The sequence below is a fragment of the Streptomyces sp. NBC_00654 genome, from assembly GCF_026341775.1.
In the GTDB taxonomy this organism is placed as follows: domain Bacteria; phylum Actinomycetota; class Actinomycetes; order Streptomycetales; family Streptomycetaceae; genus Streptomyces.
Genome location: NZ_JAPEOB010000001.1, coordinates 1,052,043 through 1,067,337 on the forward strand (window position 1 = coordinate 1,052,043; position 15,295 = coordinate 1,067,337).

Genomic DNA, 15,295 nt, shown 5'->3' on the forward strand with positions numbered 1-15,295 from the left:
GGGACCAATGCGGCCATCCGGAAGCGGAAATCGGGCGTGGAATGGAGGCAGAGAAAAAGAGGCGCACGGACGGAATCGGAAGGTACGGGCCATGACGGCAGCTGCTGCGGAGACGACGACGGACAGCGGAGCCTGGGACGGCTTCAAGGGCGGGCTGTGGCGGGACGCGATCGACGTCCGCGACTTCGTCCAGCAGAACTACACCCCGTACGAGGGTGACGGTTCCTTCCTCGCCGGCCCCACCGCCAGGACCACGGCGGTCTGGGAGAAGCTCCTCGCGCTGTTCCCGGAGGAGATCGCCAAGGGCGTCCTCGACGTGGACGTGAAGACCCCGTCCCGGATCGACGCCTTCAAGCCCGGCTACATCGACGCCGACCGTGACCTGATCGTCGGCCTCCAGACCGATGCCCCGCTCAAGCGCGCCATCATGCCCAACGGCGGCTGGCGGATGGTCGAGGGCGCCCTCGACGCGTACGGCTACAAGGCCGACCCCGAGGTCAGGGAGATCTACACCCATCTCCGCAAGACCCACAACGAGGGCGTGTTCGACGCCTACACCCCCGAGATCCGCGCCTGCCGCTCCTCCGGCATCATCACCGGGCTGCCCGACGCCTACGGCCGCGGCCGCATCATCGGCGACTACCGCCGCGTCGCCCTCTACGGTGTCGACCGCCTGATCGCCGCCAAGGAGGCCGACAAGGCCGCGCTCGGCGAGGAGTGGGCGACCGAGCACGTCATCCGGGACCGCGAGGAGATCTCCGAGCAGATCAAGGCGCTGAACGAGCTGAAGGCCATGGCGATGTCGTACGGCCATGACATCTCCGGCCCCGCCCGCACCGGCCGCGAGGCCGTGCAGTGGCTGTACTTCGGCTATCTCGGCGCGGTGAAGGAGCAGAACGGGGCGGCCATGTCGATCGGCCGCATCGACAACTTCCTCGACATCTACCTCCAGCGCGACATCGGGCGCGAGCTGCTGACCGAGGAGCAGGCGCAGGAGTTCATCGACGACTTCGTCATCAAGCTCCGCATTGTCCGCTTCCTGCGCACCCCGGAGTACAACGACCTGTACTCCGGCGACCCGACCTGGGTCACCTGGTCGATGGCCGGGATCGGTGAGGACGGCCGCCCGCTGGTGTCCCGTACCACCTTCCGGGCCCTGCAGACCCTCTACAACCTGGGCCCGGCCCCCGAGCCGAACCTCACGGTCTTCTGGTCGCGGCGGCTGCCCGCCGGATTCAAGGAGTTCGCCTCGCGGGTCGCCATCGACACCTCGGCGATCCAGTTCGAGTCGGACGAGCTGATGCGTCCGAAGTACGGCGACGACACGGCGATCGCCTGCTGCGTCTCCGCCATGGCGGTCGGCAAGCAGATGCAGTTCTTCGGTGCCCGGGTCAATGTCGCCAAGGCGCTGCTGTACGCGATCAACGGGGGCCGCGACGAACGCTCCGGCAAGCTCGTGGTGGAAGGCTTCGAGCCGATCACCGATGAGTACCTCGACTACGAGACCCTCGCCGAGCGGTACGACGCGATGCTGGACTGGCTGGCCAGGACGTATGTGCACGCGCTGAACGTCATCCACTTCATGCACGACAAGTACGCCTACGAGCGGCTGGAGATGGCCCTCCACGACCGGGAGATCCTGCGCACCATGGCCTGCGGCATCGCCGGCCTCTCGGTCGCCGCCGACTCCCTCTCCGCCGTCAAGTACGCCCGGGTGAGGGTGATCCGGGACGGGACGGGGCTCGCGACCGACTACGAGATCGAGGGCACCTACCCGGCGTACGGCAACAACGACGACCGCGCCGACTCCCTCGCCCGCGGGATCGTCCACGACTTCATGGAGAAGGTCCGCAAGCACCCCGCCTACCGGGACGCGGTGCACACCCAGTCGGTGCTGACGATCACCTCCAACGTCGTCTACGGCAAGAAGACCGGCAACACCCCGGACGGCCGCCGCACCGGCGAACCGTTCGCCCCCGGCGCCAACCCGATGAACGGACGCGACGAGCACGGCTACATCGCCTCCGCGCTGTCGGTGGCCAAGCTGCCGTACGACGACGCCGAGGACGGCATCTCGCTGACCAACACCATCACGCCGGACGCGCTCGGCCGGACCCCCGAGGAGCGGATCGCGAACCTCTCCGGTGTGCTGGACGGCTTCATGGCCAGCGACGGCTTCCACATGAACGTCAATGTGCTCAACAAGGCGACCCTGGAGGACGCCATGGAGCACCCGGAGAACTATCCCCAGCTGACCATCAGGGTCTCCGGATACGCGGTCAACTTCGTGCGGCTGACCCGCGAGCAGCAGCTCGACGTCATCAACCGCACCTTCCACGGCTCGCTCTGACCGGCCCCGGGGCCCCCGCCCCGGTCCACCGGCTCCGGCCGAGCCCCCAGAACCGCGCGGCGTCGGGTGCCCTTCCCCCGTAGGGCCCCGGCGTCGCGCGCCGCCACCCCGCTCCGCAGCCCACTGCCAGCCGTCCGCACAGGAGGCCCCTGCCATGGCCCTGATCCTCGACAACTCCCTCACCCCCGTCACTCCGGCGGGTGCGGCCACCCACCGTCCGATCTCCGGTTCGGTCCATTCCTGGGACCTGTCGACGGGTGTCGACGGGCCCGGCACGCGTTTCGTCACCTTCCTGGCCGGCTGCCCGCTGGCCTGCCTGTACTGCCACAACCCCGACACCATGCGGATGCGCAGCGGTACGCGCATGGCGGCCGGCGACCTGGTCGCGGAGGCGGCCAAGTACACGACGTTCATCCGGGCCGCCGGCGGCGGGGCCACCATCAGCGGGGGTGAGCCGCTGCTCCAGCCGGTCTTCGCCGGTGAGCTCTTCCACCGCTTCAAGCACGAGCTCGGCCTGCACACGGCCCTGGACACCTCCGGCTTCCTCGGCGCGCGTGCCACCGACGCGATGCTGCGCGATGTCGACCTGGTCCTCCTCGACATCAAGTCCTGGGACCGCGAGACCTACCGGAAGGTGACCGGCCGGCAGCTGGAGCCGACCCTGGACTTCGCCCGCCGCCTCGCCGGCCTGGGCAAGGAGGTGCACGTCCGGTTCGTGCTGGTGCCCGGACTGACGGACGACCCCGGCAACATCGAGGGCGTCGCCTCGTTCGCCGCCTCCCTCGGCAATGTGTCCCGCGTCGACGTCCTGCCCTTCCACAAGCTGGGCGAGGCCAAGTGGCAGGCGCTGGGCAAGCCCTTCACGCTGCACGGGACCCCCTCTCCCACGCCCGAGCAGGTCGCGGCCGCCCGGTCGCTCTTCGAGGCCCATGGACTGCGGGCCGTCTGACAGCGCCCTTCCACCCGTCCGCCGCTCCGCTGCCTCCCTCGCCGTTCCGTGACCGTTCTACGACTGTCCGGGCGACTCGTTCACCCCCTGGTCGACTAAAACGGGACCAAACGCCTCATACGTCCCTACGGTGGCGGAGTGACCGAGCCACCAGAAGCCTCCGCCTCAGCCGAGCGGCCCACCCCCGGCGGTCCCACCGGACCGGGCACCGCTTCCGATCCCGACGAGGGCCGGGGGGCCGCCGGATCCGCTCCGGGCGCCCCTGCCGCGCCGGACGCCCGGTCCGTCGGCAACCGCGCGAGGCTGGCCGGGGTGGCCGTCTCCGTCCTGCTGATCCTCGCGATCGTGTTCGGCAGCCGGATGCTCCACAACTTCGACTCGGCGCTCCTTCCGTACGCCGTCGCCACCGTCTTCCTCGCCTTCGGTGTCGCCTACCGCTACACGGTCTGGATCTCCGCGCCCGGCGCCCGCCGCCTGTTCACGCAGGGCTGGCGCAGCCTCTTCTCGGCCGCCAACTTCCGCAAGGCCCCCACCGCCCTGCCGAAGATGATCGCCACCTATCTGGGCTTCCAGAAGTTCCTCGGCGCCAGGTCGCACGCCCGCTGGGCCGCCCACCAGCTGATCTTCTGGGGCTGCATCCTCGCCTCCCTGATCACCTTCCCGCTGACCTGGGGCTGGTTCACCTTCACCTCGGGCAGCGGCTCCGGCCCCGGCTACGAGATGCGGATCTGGGGCTTCAAGATCCTCGGCTTCGACTCGCTGAACATTCTCGGCTGGCTGATGTTCCACGGCCTGGACATCGCCGCCGTGCTCGTCATCCCCGGCGCCTCGTACTTCCTCTGGCGCCGGATGAAGGACCGCGGTGCCATCACCGGCCAGCGCTTCGCCTACGACCTGGTGCCGCTGATCGCCCTGATCGTCATCTCCGTGACGGGCCTGCTGCTCACCTTCTCCTCGATCTTCCTGCACGGCGGCGGCTACGAGTTCCTGGCGATCCTCCACATGGTCTCGGTGGTCTTCACCCTCATCTACATCCCCTTCGGGAAGTTCTTCCACATCGTCCAGCGCCCGGCCGCGGTCGGCATGCAGCTGTTCAAGTACACCGGCCGCAAGGACGACCAGGTCTTCGCCTGCCGCCGCTGCGAGGAACCCATCGACACGGGGCCGTACGTCGAGAACCTGCGCGGCACCATGCGCGACCTCCGGCTCGACTTCGACGAATGGGCCGAGTACTGCCCGCGATGCAAGCGGGTGCTGCGCGGCAGCGCCTACCTCTCCCATGTGAAGAAGGGCTTCCAGTGACCGCGGATCCGCGAGCTGCCGACCGCCGTACGCATCTCTCCCTCGACCCCTCCCTCGCACCGCCCGGCACCCGCGGCTTCCGGGACGCCGGGGGGATCCCGGCCGACCAGTGGCACGCCGACCAGAACGGCGAGACGCTCGTTCCGACCCACTGCTGCTTCTGCGGAGTCCAGTGCGGGATGTATCTGCGGGTCGACCGTGGAGGCAAGGTCTTCGGCGTCGAACCCCGCAACCACGACATCAACCGGATGCGGCTGTGCCCCAAGGGCATCAACGCCTACCAGCAGGTCAACCACCCCGACCGGCTCACCGCCCCGCTCATGCGCCGCTCCCGCGACGAGGAGTTCCGCGAGGTCTCCTGGGACGAGGCGCTCGACTTCACCGTCTCCGAGATCAAGCGCATCCAGCAGGCGCACGGGAACGATGCGTTCGGGCTTCTCGGCGGCGCCAGCCTCTTCTCCGAGAAGACGTATCTGGTCGGCAAGTTCGCCCGGGTCGCCCTCAAGTCCCGCCACGTCGACTACAACGGCAGACTCTGCATGGTCAGCGCGGCGGGCGCCAACAAGCTCGCCTTCGGCATCGACCGGGCCGGCAACCCCTTCTCCGACATCCTGCTCACCGACTGCCTGCTCATCGCGGGCTCCAACGTCGGCGAGTGCTTCCCCGTGATGACCCAGTACGTGTGGGGGGCCCGGGACCGCGGAGCCAGCCTCATCGTCATCGACCCCCGCGAGACCGCCATCGCCCGCACCGCCGACATCCATGTCGCGCTCAAGCCCGGCACCGACTCGGCCTTCTTCAACTCCGTGCTCCACGTGGTCATCGAGGAGGGCCTCACCGACGAGAGCTATCTCGCCGCCCACGCCACCGGCTGGGCGGAGGTCAGGGCCAAGGCCGCCGAATACCCACCGTCCCGCGCCGCCGGGATCTGCGGGGTCCCCGCCGAACAGATCGTCCAGGTCGCCCGCGCCTTCGCCCGCGCGCCCAGGGCCATGGCCTGGCACGCCCGGGGGATCGAGCACCACTCGCAGGGCGTCGAGAACTGTCTCTCCGTGATCAACCTCTGCACCGCCACCGGCCACATCGGCAGGCCCGGAGCCGGCTACGGCACCATCACCGGCCAGGGCAACGGGCAGGGCGGCCGCGAACACGGCCAGAAGTCCGACCTCCTTCCCGGCGGACGCTCGATCATGAACGAGGAGCACCGACGGCAGATCTGCGAGATCTGGGGCATCGAGGAGTCCGAACTCCCGCCCGCCGGTACCTCGATGATGGAAATGGTCTGGCAGATGCAGCGCCGCGAGATCCGGGGCCTGATCGGCATCTGCAACAACCCCTTCGTCTCCCTCCCCAACTACAAGGTCGTCAAGGAGGGGTACGACGCCACTGAATTCCATGCCCAATTCGACTTCTTCCTTTCCGAGACCGCTGCCAACGCGCATGTCGTCTTCCCCGTCACCACCTGGGCCGAGGACGACGGGGTGATGGCCAACGCCGAGGCCCGGGTGGTCAAGCACAACAAGGCCCAGGACCCGCCCCCCGGCGTACGCACCGACACCTGGGTGATGTGCGAGCTCGCCCGGCGCCTCGGCGCGGGGGACAAGTTCGCCTTCGCCGACTCCCGGGCGGTCTTCGACGAACTGCGCGTCGCCTCCGCCGGCACGGTCAACGACTACTACGGCATCACCTACGAACGGTTGGAGGAGACCGGCGGTATCGCCTGGCCCTGCCCCTCCACCGACCACCCCGGCACCCCCCGGCTCTTCGAGGACGGGAAGACCTACCACCCCGACGGCAAGATCCATATGCAGGTCGTCGAGTGGCACCCGCCGATGGACCCGTACGACGACGAGCACCCCATGTCGCTCACCACCGGACGCACCGTCGCGCACTTCCTCTCCGGCAACCAGACCCGCCGCCTGGGCGCCCTCGTCGAACAGACCCCGCGCCCCTGGGCCGAGCTCCATCCCTCCCACGGCTTCCGCAACGGCGAACCCGTCCGCGTCGTCACCCGGCGCGGCAGCGAGGTCTTCCCCGCCCTGGTCACCGAGGCGATCCGCCCCGACACCGTCTTCATCCCGTACCACTGGCCGGTCCCCACCTCGGCCAACGCCCTCACCATCGACGCCCTCGACCCCCGTTCCAAGATCCCCGAATACAAGGTGTGCGCGTGCCGCATCGAGCACGCGGAGAAGATCGACGAGGTCCCCGCGCCTCCGGTCGCCCCCGGCCATGTCGCCTATCCGGAGACCCAGGTGTCCCGTACCGACCCGCTGCCTCCCACCGCCCCGCAGGGCCGTGGCACCTCGGAGAGGAGCTGAGCCCCGCATGATGGGCAGAACGATCTTCATCGACCCGGGGCGCTGCATCGGCTGCCAGGCCTGTGTCTCCGCCTGCCGCGAATGCGACTCGCACCGCGGCAAATCGATGATCCACCTCGACTACACCGACGAGGGCCGGTCCGTCGCCTCCCTTCCCACGGTCTGTATGCACTGCGAGGACCCGGTCGCCCCGTGCGCCGAGGTCTGTCCCGCCGACGCGATCCTGGTCACCGCGGACGGTGTGGTGCAGCAGGCCGACACCACCCGGTGCATCGGCTGCGCCAACTGCGTCAACGCCTGCCCCTTCGGTGTCCCGAAGATCGACCTCCAGGCGAAGCTGCAGATGAAGTGCAACCTCTGCTACGACCGGACCGCCTACGGTCTCGCCCCCATGTGCGCCACCGTCTGCCCCACCGGAGCGCTCTTCTACGGGACGGTCGAGGAGCTCCAGGCCGAACGCCCCGGCGTCCAGGTGGCAGACACCTTCGTGTTCGGCGAGACCGAGGTCCGCACCGGCGTGGCCATGGTCGTCCCCGCCGACAAGGTCCAGTGGCCGGTACCCGGCGGTCTTCCCGTCGTCGAGATCAACGGGAAGGACGTCCGCCGATGAGCGTCACCGAACAGCAGCCGGGCAGCGACCGGGGCAACGGCGGAGACCCGCGCGAGGCGCTCCACGACCGGATCGCCGCCGACTCCCTGACCACCCGGCGCGACTATCTCCGGATCGTCGCCACGGTCTCCGGCGGGCTCGCCGTCGGCGGCCTCGGTGTGGCGAGCGGCATCCTGCACCGCCACGGCGACGGGGAGGACGGCAAGGCCCCCGAGCCCAAGCGGATCACCCCCCAGCTCCTGCCCGGCGAATCCATCGCCTTCCGCTACCCGGGCGAGGAGGACAGGGCCGTCGCCGTCCGGCTCAACGACGGCACCCTCGTCGGCTACTCCGCGGTCTGCACCCATCTCGCCTGTGCCGTGCTCTGGCGCAAGGACCGGGGAACGGAGGGCGAGCTGTACTGCCCCTGCCACGAGGGCGTCTTCGACGCCCGGTCCGGAGAGGTCACCGCCGGACCGCCGCCCCGCGGACTGCCCAAGGTGGTCCTCACCGAACAGACCGACGGCAGTGTCTGGGCGATCGGCACCACACGCTCCGGCGAGAGCATCGAGCAAGGGCTCTGCCGCCAGCTCGGTGATGACCGCCCGGACCTTGCCTCCCGCATCGGATGCCCCGGCACCGGGGGCGGCCCGGAGGCACCACCCCGTGCCGCCGCAGCCGCCGGAGCGGCAACGGCAGCCGGCACCGCCGACGGCGCGGCCCGAGCCGAGACCCCCGGCAGGCGGACATGAGCGAACACCGGCAGCCTTCGGACCCGCGGTACCCGGAGTACCACCCGGGCAGCGCCCGCCCCGAACTGAACCGTCCCGTCCATGAGCGCTATCCGCAGATCCGCGCCACCAGCGGCTACGGAGACCCACGGGTCCGGCACACCGGCCCCGGTCCCGGCGCGGGAACCGACCAGGAACCCGAGCGCTCCTCGAAACTGACGGCCCGCCTCACCCTCGCCATGACCGTGGTCATCGGGCAGCTCTGGGGTCTGACGGTGATCATCGACGAATGGATGGAGGGCAACACCGGAACAGCCTGGTGGGGGGCCGGTTTCCTCTGCCTGTCGTTCCTCGTCGTACTGGGACTCTGGCTGATCGACCCGAAGGACCGCTGACGGCCGTCACCCCGCGGGGAGCCGCCGTACCCTGGAAACATGAGCACCGCCCCCGCCCCCGGACCGCGAGATTCGAAGCCGCAGCAGCAGCACCAGGAGCAGCCGCCGCGGGAACCGAAGCCCAAGCCGGTTCTGATCTTCGACGATCCACTGGACCAGCAGTCCGCGGACGATACGGACCGGGGGTGGGGTGAGCGGCCTCCGGCCGGCGGCAGCGCCGCCGATCTGGCGCGCTTCCTCGACGAGAAGCCGCCCCACCACATCTGAGCCGCTACTGGCCGCGCTCCTGTCCGAGGGCCGTGCCACCGCCGTCGCCCGACCCGCTGCCACGCTGGGCGACAAGGGCGTCGCGGATCTCCTTGAGGACCTCCAGCTCGCTCACCTCCAGCGTCTCCTGCACGCCTTCCTTGGCAGCCTGCATCGCTGCCCGCCTGGCGAGGTACTTGGCCATCGGCAGCACCATCAGGAAGTAGACGACCGCGGCGGTGATCAGGAAGCTGAGCGCCGCGCTGAGCACCGAACCCCACAGGATCTCGATGCCCTCCGTCGTGCCCGTCTTCGGGTCGGTGACGCAGGGGGCCTTCAGGCAGTAGCGGTACTTCTCCAGGTCCTGGGTGCCGAACGCACCGACCAAGGGGCTGATGACGCCCTTGACGATCGCGTTCACGATGTTGGTGAAGGCGGCACCGATGACGACGGCGACCGCGAGGTCGATCACATTGCCGCGCATCAGGAAGGCCTTGAAGCCTTCGAGCAGACTGACCTTTTTCTCGCTCACAGGTGAGCCTTCTTTCGCATGTGCCGTAGGGGGAGCGAACTGCTCCGCAACCTAAGGCGGGCGAAGGCGAAACTGTCCAATTCGGTACTTCCCCAGGGTGACTTGGCAGCATGTCAGTACGCATGTGACACCGCCACGGCCAGTCGGCCCGTCACGCCCGCCCCGGCCAGCGCCACCGCCGTCTCCCGCTTCACGGAGAGCATCACCAGCGCCCCGCCGCCTTCGCCCGAACCGGCCCCGCCGCCCGAGCCCATGAGATCCGCTCCCTCCACGGAGGTCCGTGGCACCTCCGCCACCCGTACGTCTCTCGCCACCACCCGTGCCTCCCCCCGCGCGTCGTCGGACGCGATCACATCGACCCTGTCGCCAGGCCGCAGCAGACGGACCGTCGCCGCATCCGCGATCCGGACCGGCGCCGACACCAGCCGTACCGACAGCCGTCCGGCCTCCGGAGCCGCACCCGGGGAAGCGGCCCTCCCCTCCTCGCCGCCCAGACCGGAGGCCGCGAGCGCGGCCGCCGTCAGCGCGAGCCCCGCAGCCATCGCCCGCCGCTGCCTGCGCACCATCCGCCGCAGCCGGTGGCCCCCGCCGCCACGCACCCGCAGCGGTGCGAACGGGGGCACCCCGACCGGCGCGGGCGCCGACACCGGCGGCCAGGACGGCCCGACACCGGTGTCCGAGCGGAAGCGGGAGGGCGGACCGGGGGGAGAAGCGGAGGGAGAGCCAAAGGGAGAAACGGAGAGAGAGGCGGAGGAAGAAGCGGAGGGAGAAGCGGGCGGAACGTGAGAAGCGGCAGAAGGGACGGGAGACGTGGAAGGAGCGGTCGGAAACATGGGCGCCACCTGGAATCGAGTGAGGGGAGCCCGGCCGGACGTCCCGGCCGAACTCCCCTCACGATCCACCGTCAGCCGGAATGCCGCTGAGCCCTGTGGACAACCCCGGCGTTGTGGAAAACTCCGTCACCCACATCCACCACAACACCCACATCCACCACAACACCCACATCCACCACAACACCCATGCGCGCGGATCAGCGCACCGCAGGCCGCGCACCGCAGGCCGCGCACCGCAGGCCGCGCACCGCCTGCCGCGCACCCGCCCTACGGCAGCTCGATGCCCGTGTCGATCCCATCCAGGGCGTGGACGCACGCGCAGTTGCGGTGCTCGGTGGCCGGCAGCGCGGTCACGGCGTCGAACAGCACCGAGCGCAGCCGGTCCACGTTGGCCGCGAACACCTTCAGCACCTCTTCGTGGGAGACGCCCTCGCCCGCCTCGGCACCCGCGTCCAGGTCCGTCACGAGGGTCAGCGTGGTGTAGCAGAGCCCCAGTTCGCGGGCGAGCACGGCCTCGGGGTGCCCGGTCATCCCGACCACGGACCAGCCCATCGACGCGTGCCAGCGCGATTCCGCCCGGGTGGAGAAGCGCGGGCCCTCGACGACGACCAGCGTCCCGCCGTCCACCGGCTCCCAGTCGCGCCCGCGCGCCGCCGCCAGCGCGGCCTTGCGGCCCTCGGCGCAGTAGGGGTCCGCGAACCCCAGATGCACGACGTTCGGCACGGCCCCGTCGGCGCGGGTCTCACCGTCGTAATACGTCTGGGGACGGGCCTTGGTGCGCTCGACCAACTGGTCCGGGATCAGCAGGGTCCCGGGGCCGAACTCCGGCCGCAGTCCGCCGACCGCGCACGGTCCGAGCACCTGACGCACTCCCACGGAGCGCAGTGCCCAGAGGTTCGCGCGGTAGTTGATGCGGTGCGGCGGCAGGTGGTGGCCGCGTCCGTGACGGGGCAGGAAGGCCACCCGGCGGCCACCGATCTCACCGAGGAAGACCGAGTCGCTGGGCTGCCCGTACGGGGTGTCCACGCGAACCTCGGTGACGTCCTCCAGGAAGGAGTAGAAGCCCGAGCCACCGATGACACCGATCTCCGCGCCCGCGGCTGACGTGCCCGAAGCCGTCGATGAACCCGTACCCACGCCCGTACCCGTGCCGGTACCCACGCCCGTACCACCCGTTCCCGTACCCGTTCCCGAATGCGCCTCTTCGTTCGCCATGCGGCCACAGTATCGGGGGGAAAACGCCGGGACCCCGCCGAGTCGATCGGCGGGGTCCCGGTGAGGCGTGCGGTTGTACGAGGGCTCAGGCGGCCGACGTACCACTCGACGAAGTCGACGCGGATGAGGACGACGACGAGGAGGAAGAAGAGGACGACGAAGAAGACGAAGCGGTCGACTTCGCGTCCGAACCCGTCGACGACGAGGTGGATGCGGAATCGGACGACTTCGAGCCCGACGACGCCGGTGTGCTGCTCGACGAGGAGCCACGGCTGTCGTTCCGATAGAAACCGGAACCCTTGAAGACGATGCCGACCGCAGAGAACACCTTCTTGAGGCGTCCGTCGCAGCTCGGGCACACGGTCAGGGCATCATCGGTGAACTTCTGCACCGCCTCGAGGCCCTCGCCGCACGCGGTGCACTGGTACTGATAGGTCGGCACTTGCTCCTCCTGGCACTCTCACTCAATGAGTGCTAACGACGCTCCATACTGACGTATTCCGCTCGATCAGTCCACCGTGACCGGCTCGCGGTGACCGATCCCACGTGCCACAGTGCGTCCCGCGGCCTTCGGAGTCAGCCGTGAACGCAGGGCCAGCAGCGTCACCAGCGCCAGTACGGTCCCCACGAGCGGCACCAGGAAACCGGTGCTCGCCCCGCGGGCGTCCGCGAGCTGTCCGGCCACGGTCACCGCTGCCGCCTGACCGAGCGCCACCGCGCCCGTCAGCCAGGTGAACGCCTCCGTCCGGGCGGACGCCGGGACCAGGGCGTCGACCAGGGTGTAGCCGCTGATCAGCGCGGGAGCGATGGAGAGGCCGACCAGCAGTCCGAGTCCGGCCAGCAGCGGCACCGAGTGCACGGCCCACAGTCCGGACGCGGTCAGGGTCAGTGCCAGATAGCCGATGATCAGCCGGCGGCGCGGGCTGATCTTCCAGACGATGGCGCCGCAGGCGATGCCGGCCAGCATGTTGCCGGCCGCGAAGATCCCGTACAGCATGCCGTTCACTCCGGGGCGGCCGATCTCCTCGGCGAACGCGGTCAGGGAGACCTGCATGCCGCCGAATACGGCGCCGATGCCCAGGAAGGTGATCGCGAGCACCCGGACGCCCGGCACGGAGAGCGCCGAGGCGTGCGGTTCGGCGGCGGTGGCGGCGCTCCGGGGCGCGGGCTGCGTGGAGCGCTGGGCGGCGAAGAACAGTCCGCCGACGAGGGTCAGAGCGGCCTCCGTGATCAGCCCGGCCGCCGGATGCACGCCGGTGCACAGCGCGGTGGCGAGGACCGGTCCGAGGACGAAGGTGAACTCGTCCGTGACGGACTCGAAGGCGGCGGCGGTGGCCATCAGCGGCGAGGCCGGCCGGCCGGGGGCGGCCCCCAGCTTGGCCGCCCAGCGGGCCCGCACCATCGGCCCGATCTGCGGGATCGAGGCACCGGTGGGCACAGCGGCCAGGAACAGCGCCCACAGGGGCGCATCCGCCAGCGCGAGCGCCGTGAGCGCGCCCACGGAGACGGCGTGCACCAGAACGCCGGGCAGCAGCACCGCGCGCTGCCCGAAACGGTCGGCGAGCTTGCCGCTCTGCGGGGCGAACAGCGCCATGGACACGCCGGAGACGGCGGCGACGGCGCCCGCGCTGCCGTACGAGCCGGTGGTGTGCTGGACGAGGAGCACGATGCCGATGGTCAGCATCGCGAAGGGCTGCCGTGCGGCGAAGCCCGGGAGGAGGAAGGTCCACGCACCGGGGGTGCGCAGCAGTTGCCCGTATCCGGGGCGGTCGGAGACCGTGGACGCCACGGTCCTTGCCTTTCTGCCGCCTGGTGGCCGCGCCACCTCGGAGCCCTTGTGGGGCCCGTGCGGAGGCTGCGCCGAGAGCTGTCCTCATTCGCGCGGAACTGCGGTAGATGCCGGGCGCTCACTGCGAGGGGCGAGGGCGCCACGACCGCCATACGGGTCGCGCCAGCTCTGCATCAGGCAGAGTTGGTCGATCAGATTGCCTTCATGCTACAGGCAGGAGTCCCCGCTCCCCTGCGATTGCGCGCAGGGTCACCATGACCACCGGTGACGGATGGCCGCCGATGACCGCTGACCGCCGGTGACAGATGACCGCTGGTGATCAGCGGTCACCCGTGATCGGTGGTCACCCGTGATCAGTGGCGCGCTTTCGTGGCGGGCCCGCGGCCCGTCCCCAGCCATCCGGCCAGCTTGCCGCCCTCGCCGACCGCCCGCAGCCGGGCCTCCGTCGCGTCGCGCACCGGATCGGTCGCCACGACCAGCAGTTCGTCGCCGCGCCGCAGCACCGTGGCCGGTGCCGGGACGAAGCTCTTCCCGTCCCGTACGACCAGCGTGACGGCGGCGCCGGCGGGCAGCCGGAGCTCGCCGACCTCCACGCCGTGCATCTTCGACCTGGCCGGGATCGCGACCGACAGCAGATGCCCGCGCAGCCGCTCCAGCGGCGCCGACTCGATGCCCAGGTCGGCGGCCTCCGACGGATCGTCGGCGATCTTCAGGGCCTTCGCGAGCCAGGGCAGGGTCGGCCCCTGGATCAGTGTGTAGACGATGACGAGGACGAAGACGATGTTGAAGACCCTGGTGCTGCCCTCGATCCCGGACACCATCGGAATGGTCGCCAGGATGATGGGCACGGCTCCGCGCAGGCCCGCCCAGGACATCAGGGCCTTCTCGCGGTGCGGCAGCCGGAACGGCGCGAGGCTCAGGAAGACCGACAGCGGGCGGGCCACCACGGTCAGCACCAGCCCCACCACCACCGCGGGCCAGAAGTCGTCGACCAGGTCGTGCGGCGTGACCAGCAGCCCGAGCAGCACGAACATGCCGATCTGGGCCAGCCAGCCGAGCCCGTCGGCGAAGCCGCGGGTGGCCGGCCAGTGCGGCAGCTTGGAGTTGCCGAGCACCATCGCGGCCAGGTAGACGGCCAGGAATCCGCTGCCGTGCGCCATGGCGCCGGCCGCGTACGCCGACACCGCGATGGCCATCACGGCGATCGGGTAGAGACCGGACGCGGGCAGGGCCACGTGCCGCAGGCCGAAGGAGCCGAGCCAGCCCACGGCGAGGCCGATGGCCGCGCCGATCGCCAGCTCCAGCGCTATCTCGCCGACCAGGATGTACCAGTGCTCCACGGGGCCGACCGCGGAGAACGCCACCACCAGGATGACCACAGGGGCGTCGTTGAAGCCGGACTCGGCCTCCAGCACGCCCGTGATCCGGGAGGGCAGCGGCACCTTGCGCAGGACGGAGAAGACGGCCGCGGCGTCGGTGGACGAGACGACCGCTCCGATGATGAGCGCCTGGCGCCAGTCCAGCCCGACGAGATAGTGCGCCGCGCTCGCGGTGACGCCCACGCTGATGCCCACGCCGACGGTCGACAGCATCGCGGCAGCCGGCAGCGCGGGTTTGACTTCCTTCCACTTCGTACCGAGTCCGCCCTCGGCCAGGATGACGACCAGGGCGGCATAGCCGATCACCTGGGTCAGCTCGGCGTTGTCGAACTTGACGTCGAAGATGCCGTCCTGCCCCATGGCGATCCCGATGCCGAGGTACAGGAGCAGGCTGGGAAGCCCGCTGCGCGAGGAGATGCGTACCGCCGCCACGGCGACGAGCAGGACCAGTGAGCAGACGAGCAGGAGTTCATTGAGCGCGTGGACAGTCAGGGTCCGTTCCTTCCCTGCGTACGCCTGCCGGATCGGCCTCCGGTGGCCAGTACTTCGTTACCTTACCTAATCTTTAACGCTTTCTTGACGCGTTCGAGTGTTCGTACGAACACAACGCATGTGGAGGCATCCCGATACCGCGTCCGAGTGGCTTCGGCGCTGCGCCTATGGT

The 15,295-nt window shown here is 70.0% G+C and carries 14 protein-coding genes; 8 read left to right on the forward strand and 6 right to left on the reverse strand.

Features of this window, described 5'->3' with window-relative positions; all coding sequences use genetic code 11:
• Nucleotides 1-91: 91 nt before the first annotated feature.
• The 8 genes from pflB to OHA98_RS04580 all read left to right on the forward strand — a co-directional run bounded on the left by pflB (nt 92) and on the right by OHA98_RS04580 (nt 8,904).
• The gene (gene pflB, locus OHA98_RS04545; RefSeq protein WP_266922802.1) at nt 92-2,350 is read left to right on the forward strand and encodes a formate C-acetyltransferase; all 2,259 of its coding nucleotides are present in this window, start codon (nt 92-94) and stop codon (nt 2,348-2,350) included.
• 154 nt (nt 2,351-2,504) lie between these two features.
• The gene (pflA, locus tag OHA98_RS04550; RefSeq protein WP_266922803.1) at nt 2,505-3,299 is read left to right on the forward strand and encodes a pyruvate formate-lyase-activating protein; all 795 of its coding nucleotides are present in this window, start codon (nt 2,505-2,507) and stop codon (nt 3,297-3,299) included.
• A gap of 138 nt (nt 3,300-3,437) precedes the next feature.
• Nucleotides 3,438-4,601: an MFS transporter gene (locus tag OHA98_RS04555; protein WP_266922804.1), complete on the forward strand. Its 1,164-nt coding sequence runs from the start codon at nt 3,438-3,440 to the stop codon at nt 4,599-4,601.
• Nucleotides 4,598-6,922, forward strand: coding sequence for a molybdopterin oxidoreductase family protein (locus OHA98_RS04560; protein ID WP_266922805.1), 2,325 nt, complete (start codon nt 4,598-4,600; stop codon nt 6,920-6,922). Before OHA98_RS04555 ends, OHA98_RS04560 begins: the two co-directional genes overlap by 4 nt.
• 7 nt (nt 6,923-6,929) lie before the next feature.
• On the forward strand, nt 6,930-7,532 hold the full coding sequence (locus OHA98_RS04565; protein WP_266922806.1) for a 4Fe-4S dicluster domain-containing protein: 603 nt from the start codon (nt 6,930-6,932) through the stop codon (nt 7,530-7,532).
• Nucleotides 7,529-8,263 (forward strand): ubiquinol-cytochrome c reductase iron-sulfur subunit, encoded by a 735-nt coding sequence (locus OHA98_RS04570; RefSeq protein ID WP_266922807.1) that lies wholly within the window; start codon nt 7,529-7,531, stop codon nt 8,261-8,263. The genes OHA98_RS04565 and OHA98_RS04570 overlap by 4 nt, the downstream gene beginning before the upstream one ends.
• Nucleotides 8,260-8,637 carry a hypothetical protein gene (locus tag OHA98_RS04575; protein ID WP_266922808.1) on the forward strand — a complete coding sequence of 126 codons (378 nt, stop codon included), beginning with the start codon at nt 8,260-8,262 and terminating at the stop codon, nt 8,635-8,637. Before OHA98_RS04570 ends, OHA98_RS04575 begins: the two co-directional genes overlap by 4 nt.
• 39 nt (nt 8,638-8,676) lie before the next feature.
• Entirely contained in the window at nt 8,677-8,904 is a 228-nt protein-coding gene (locus OHA98_RS04580) for a hypothetical protein (protein ID WP_266922809.1), read from the forward strand.
• 4 nt (nt 8,905-8,908) lie between these two features.
• Here the strand turns inward: OHA98_RS04580 and mscL are convergent, their stop codons facing one another.
• From mscL to OHA98_RS04610, 6 genes are all read right to left on the reverse strand, one after another.
• Nucleotides 8,909-9,415 (reverse strand): large conductance mechanosensitive channel protein MscL, encoded by a 507-nt coding sequence (gene mscL, locus OHA98_RS04585; protein WP_266922810.1) that lies wholly within the window; start codon nt 9,413-9,415, stop codon nt 8,909-8,911.
• A gap of 113 nt (nt 9,416-9,528) precedes the next feature.
• Nucleotides 9,529-10,248, reverse strand: coding sequence for a hypothetical protein (locus tag OHA98_RS04590; RefSeq protein ID WP_266922811.1), 720 nt, complete (start codon nt 10,246-10,248; stop codon nt 9,529-9,531).
• 267 nt (nt 10,249-10,515) lie between these two features.
• Nucleotides 10,516-11,463, reverse strand: coding sequence for an S-methyl-5'-thioadenosine phosphorylase (locus OHA98_RS04595; RefSeq protein ID WP_266922812.1), 948 nt, complete (start codon nt 11,461-11,463; stop codon nt 10,516-10,518).
• A gap of 85 nt (nt 11,464-11,548) precedes the next feature.
• Nucleotides 11,549-11,905, reverse strand: coding sequence for an FmdB family zinc ribbon protein (locus OHA98_RS04600; protein WP_266922813.1), 357 nt, complete (start codon nt 11,903-11,905; stop codon nt 11,549-11,551).
• A gap of 66 nt (nt 11,906-11,971) precedes the next feature.
• Nucleotides 11,972-13,252, reverse strand: a complete 1,281-nt coding sequence (locus tag OHA98_RS04605; protein ID WP_266922814.1) for an MFS transporter — start codon at nt 13,250-13,252, stop codon at nt 11,972-11,974.
• A 353-nt stretch (nt 13,253-13,605) separates the two neighbouring features.
• Nucleotides 13,606-15,063 carry a potassium/proton antiporter gene (locus OHA98_RS04610; protein ID WP_266922815.1) on the reverse strand — a complete coding sequence of 486 codons (1,458 nt, stop codon included), beginning with the start codon at nt 15,061-15,063 and terminating at the stop codon, nt 13,606-13,608.
• Between the last annotated feature and the right edge of the window lie 232 nt (nt 15,064-15,295).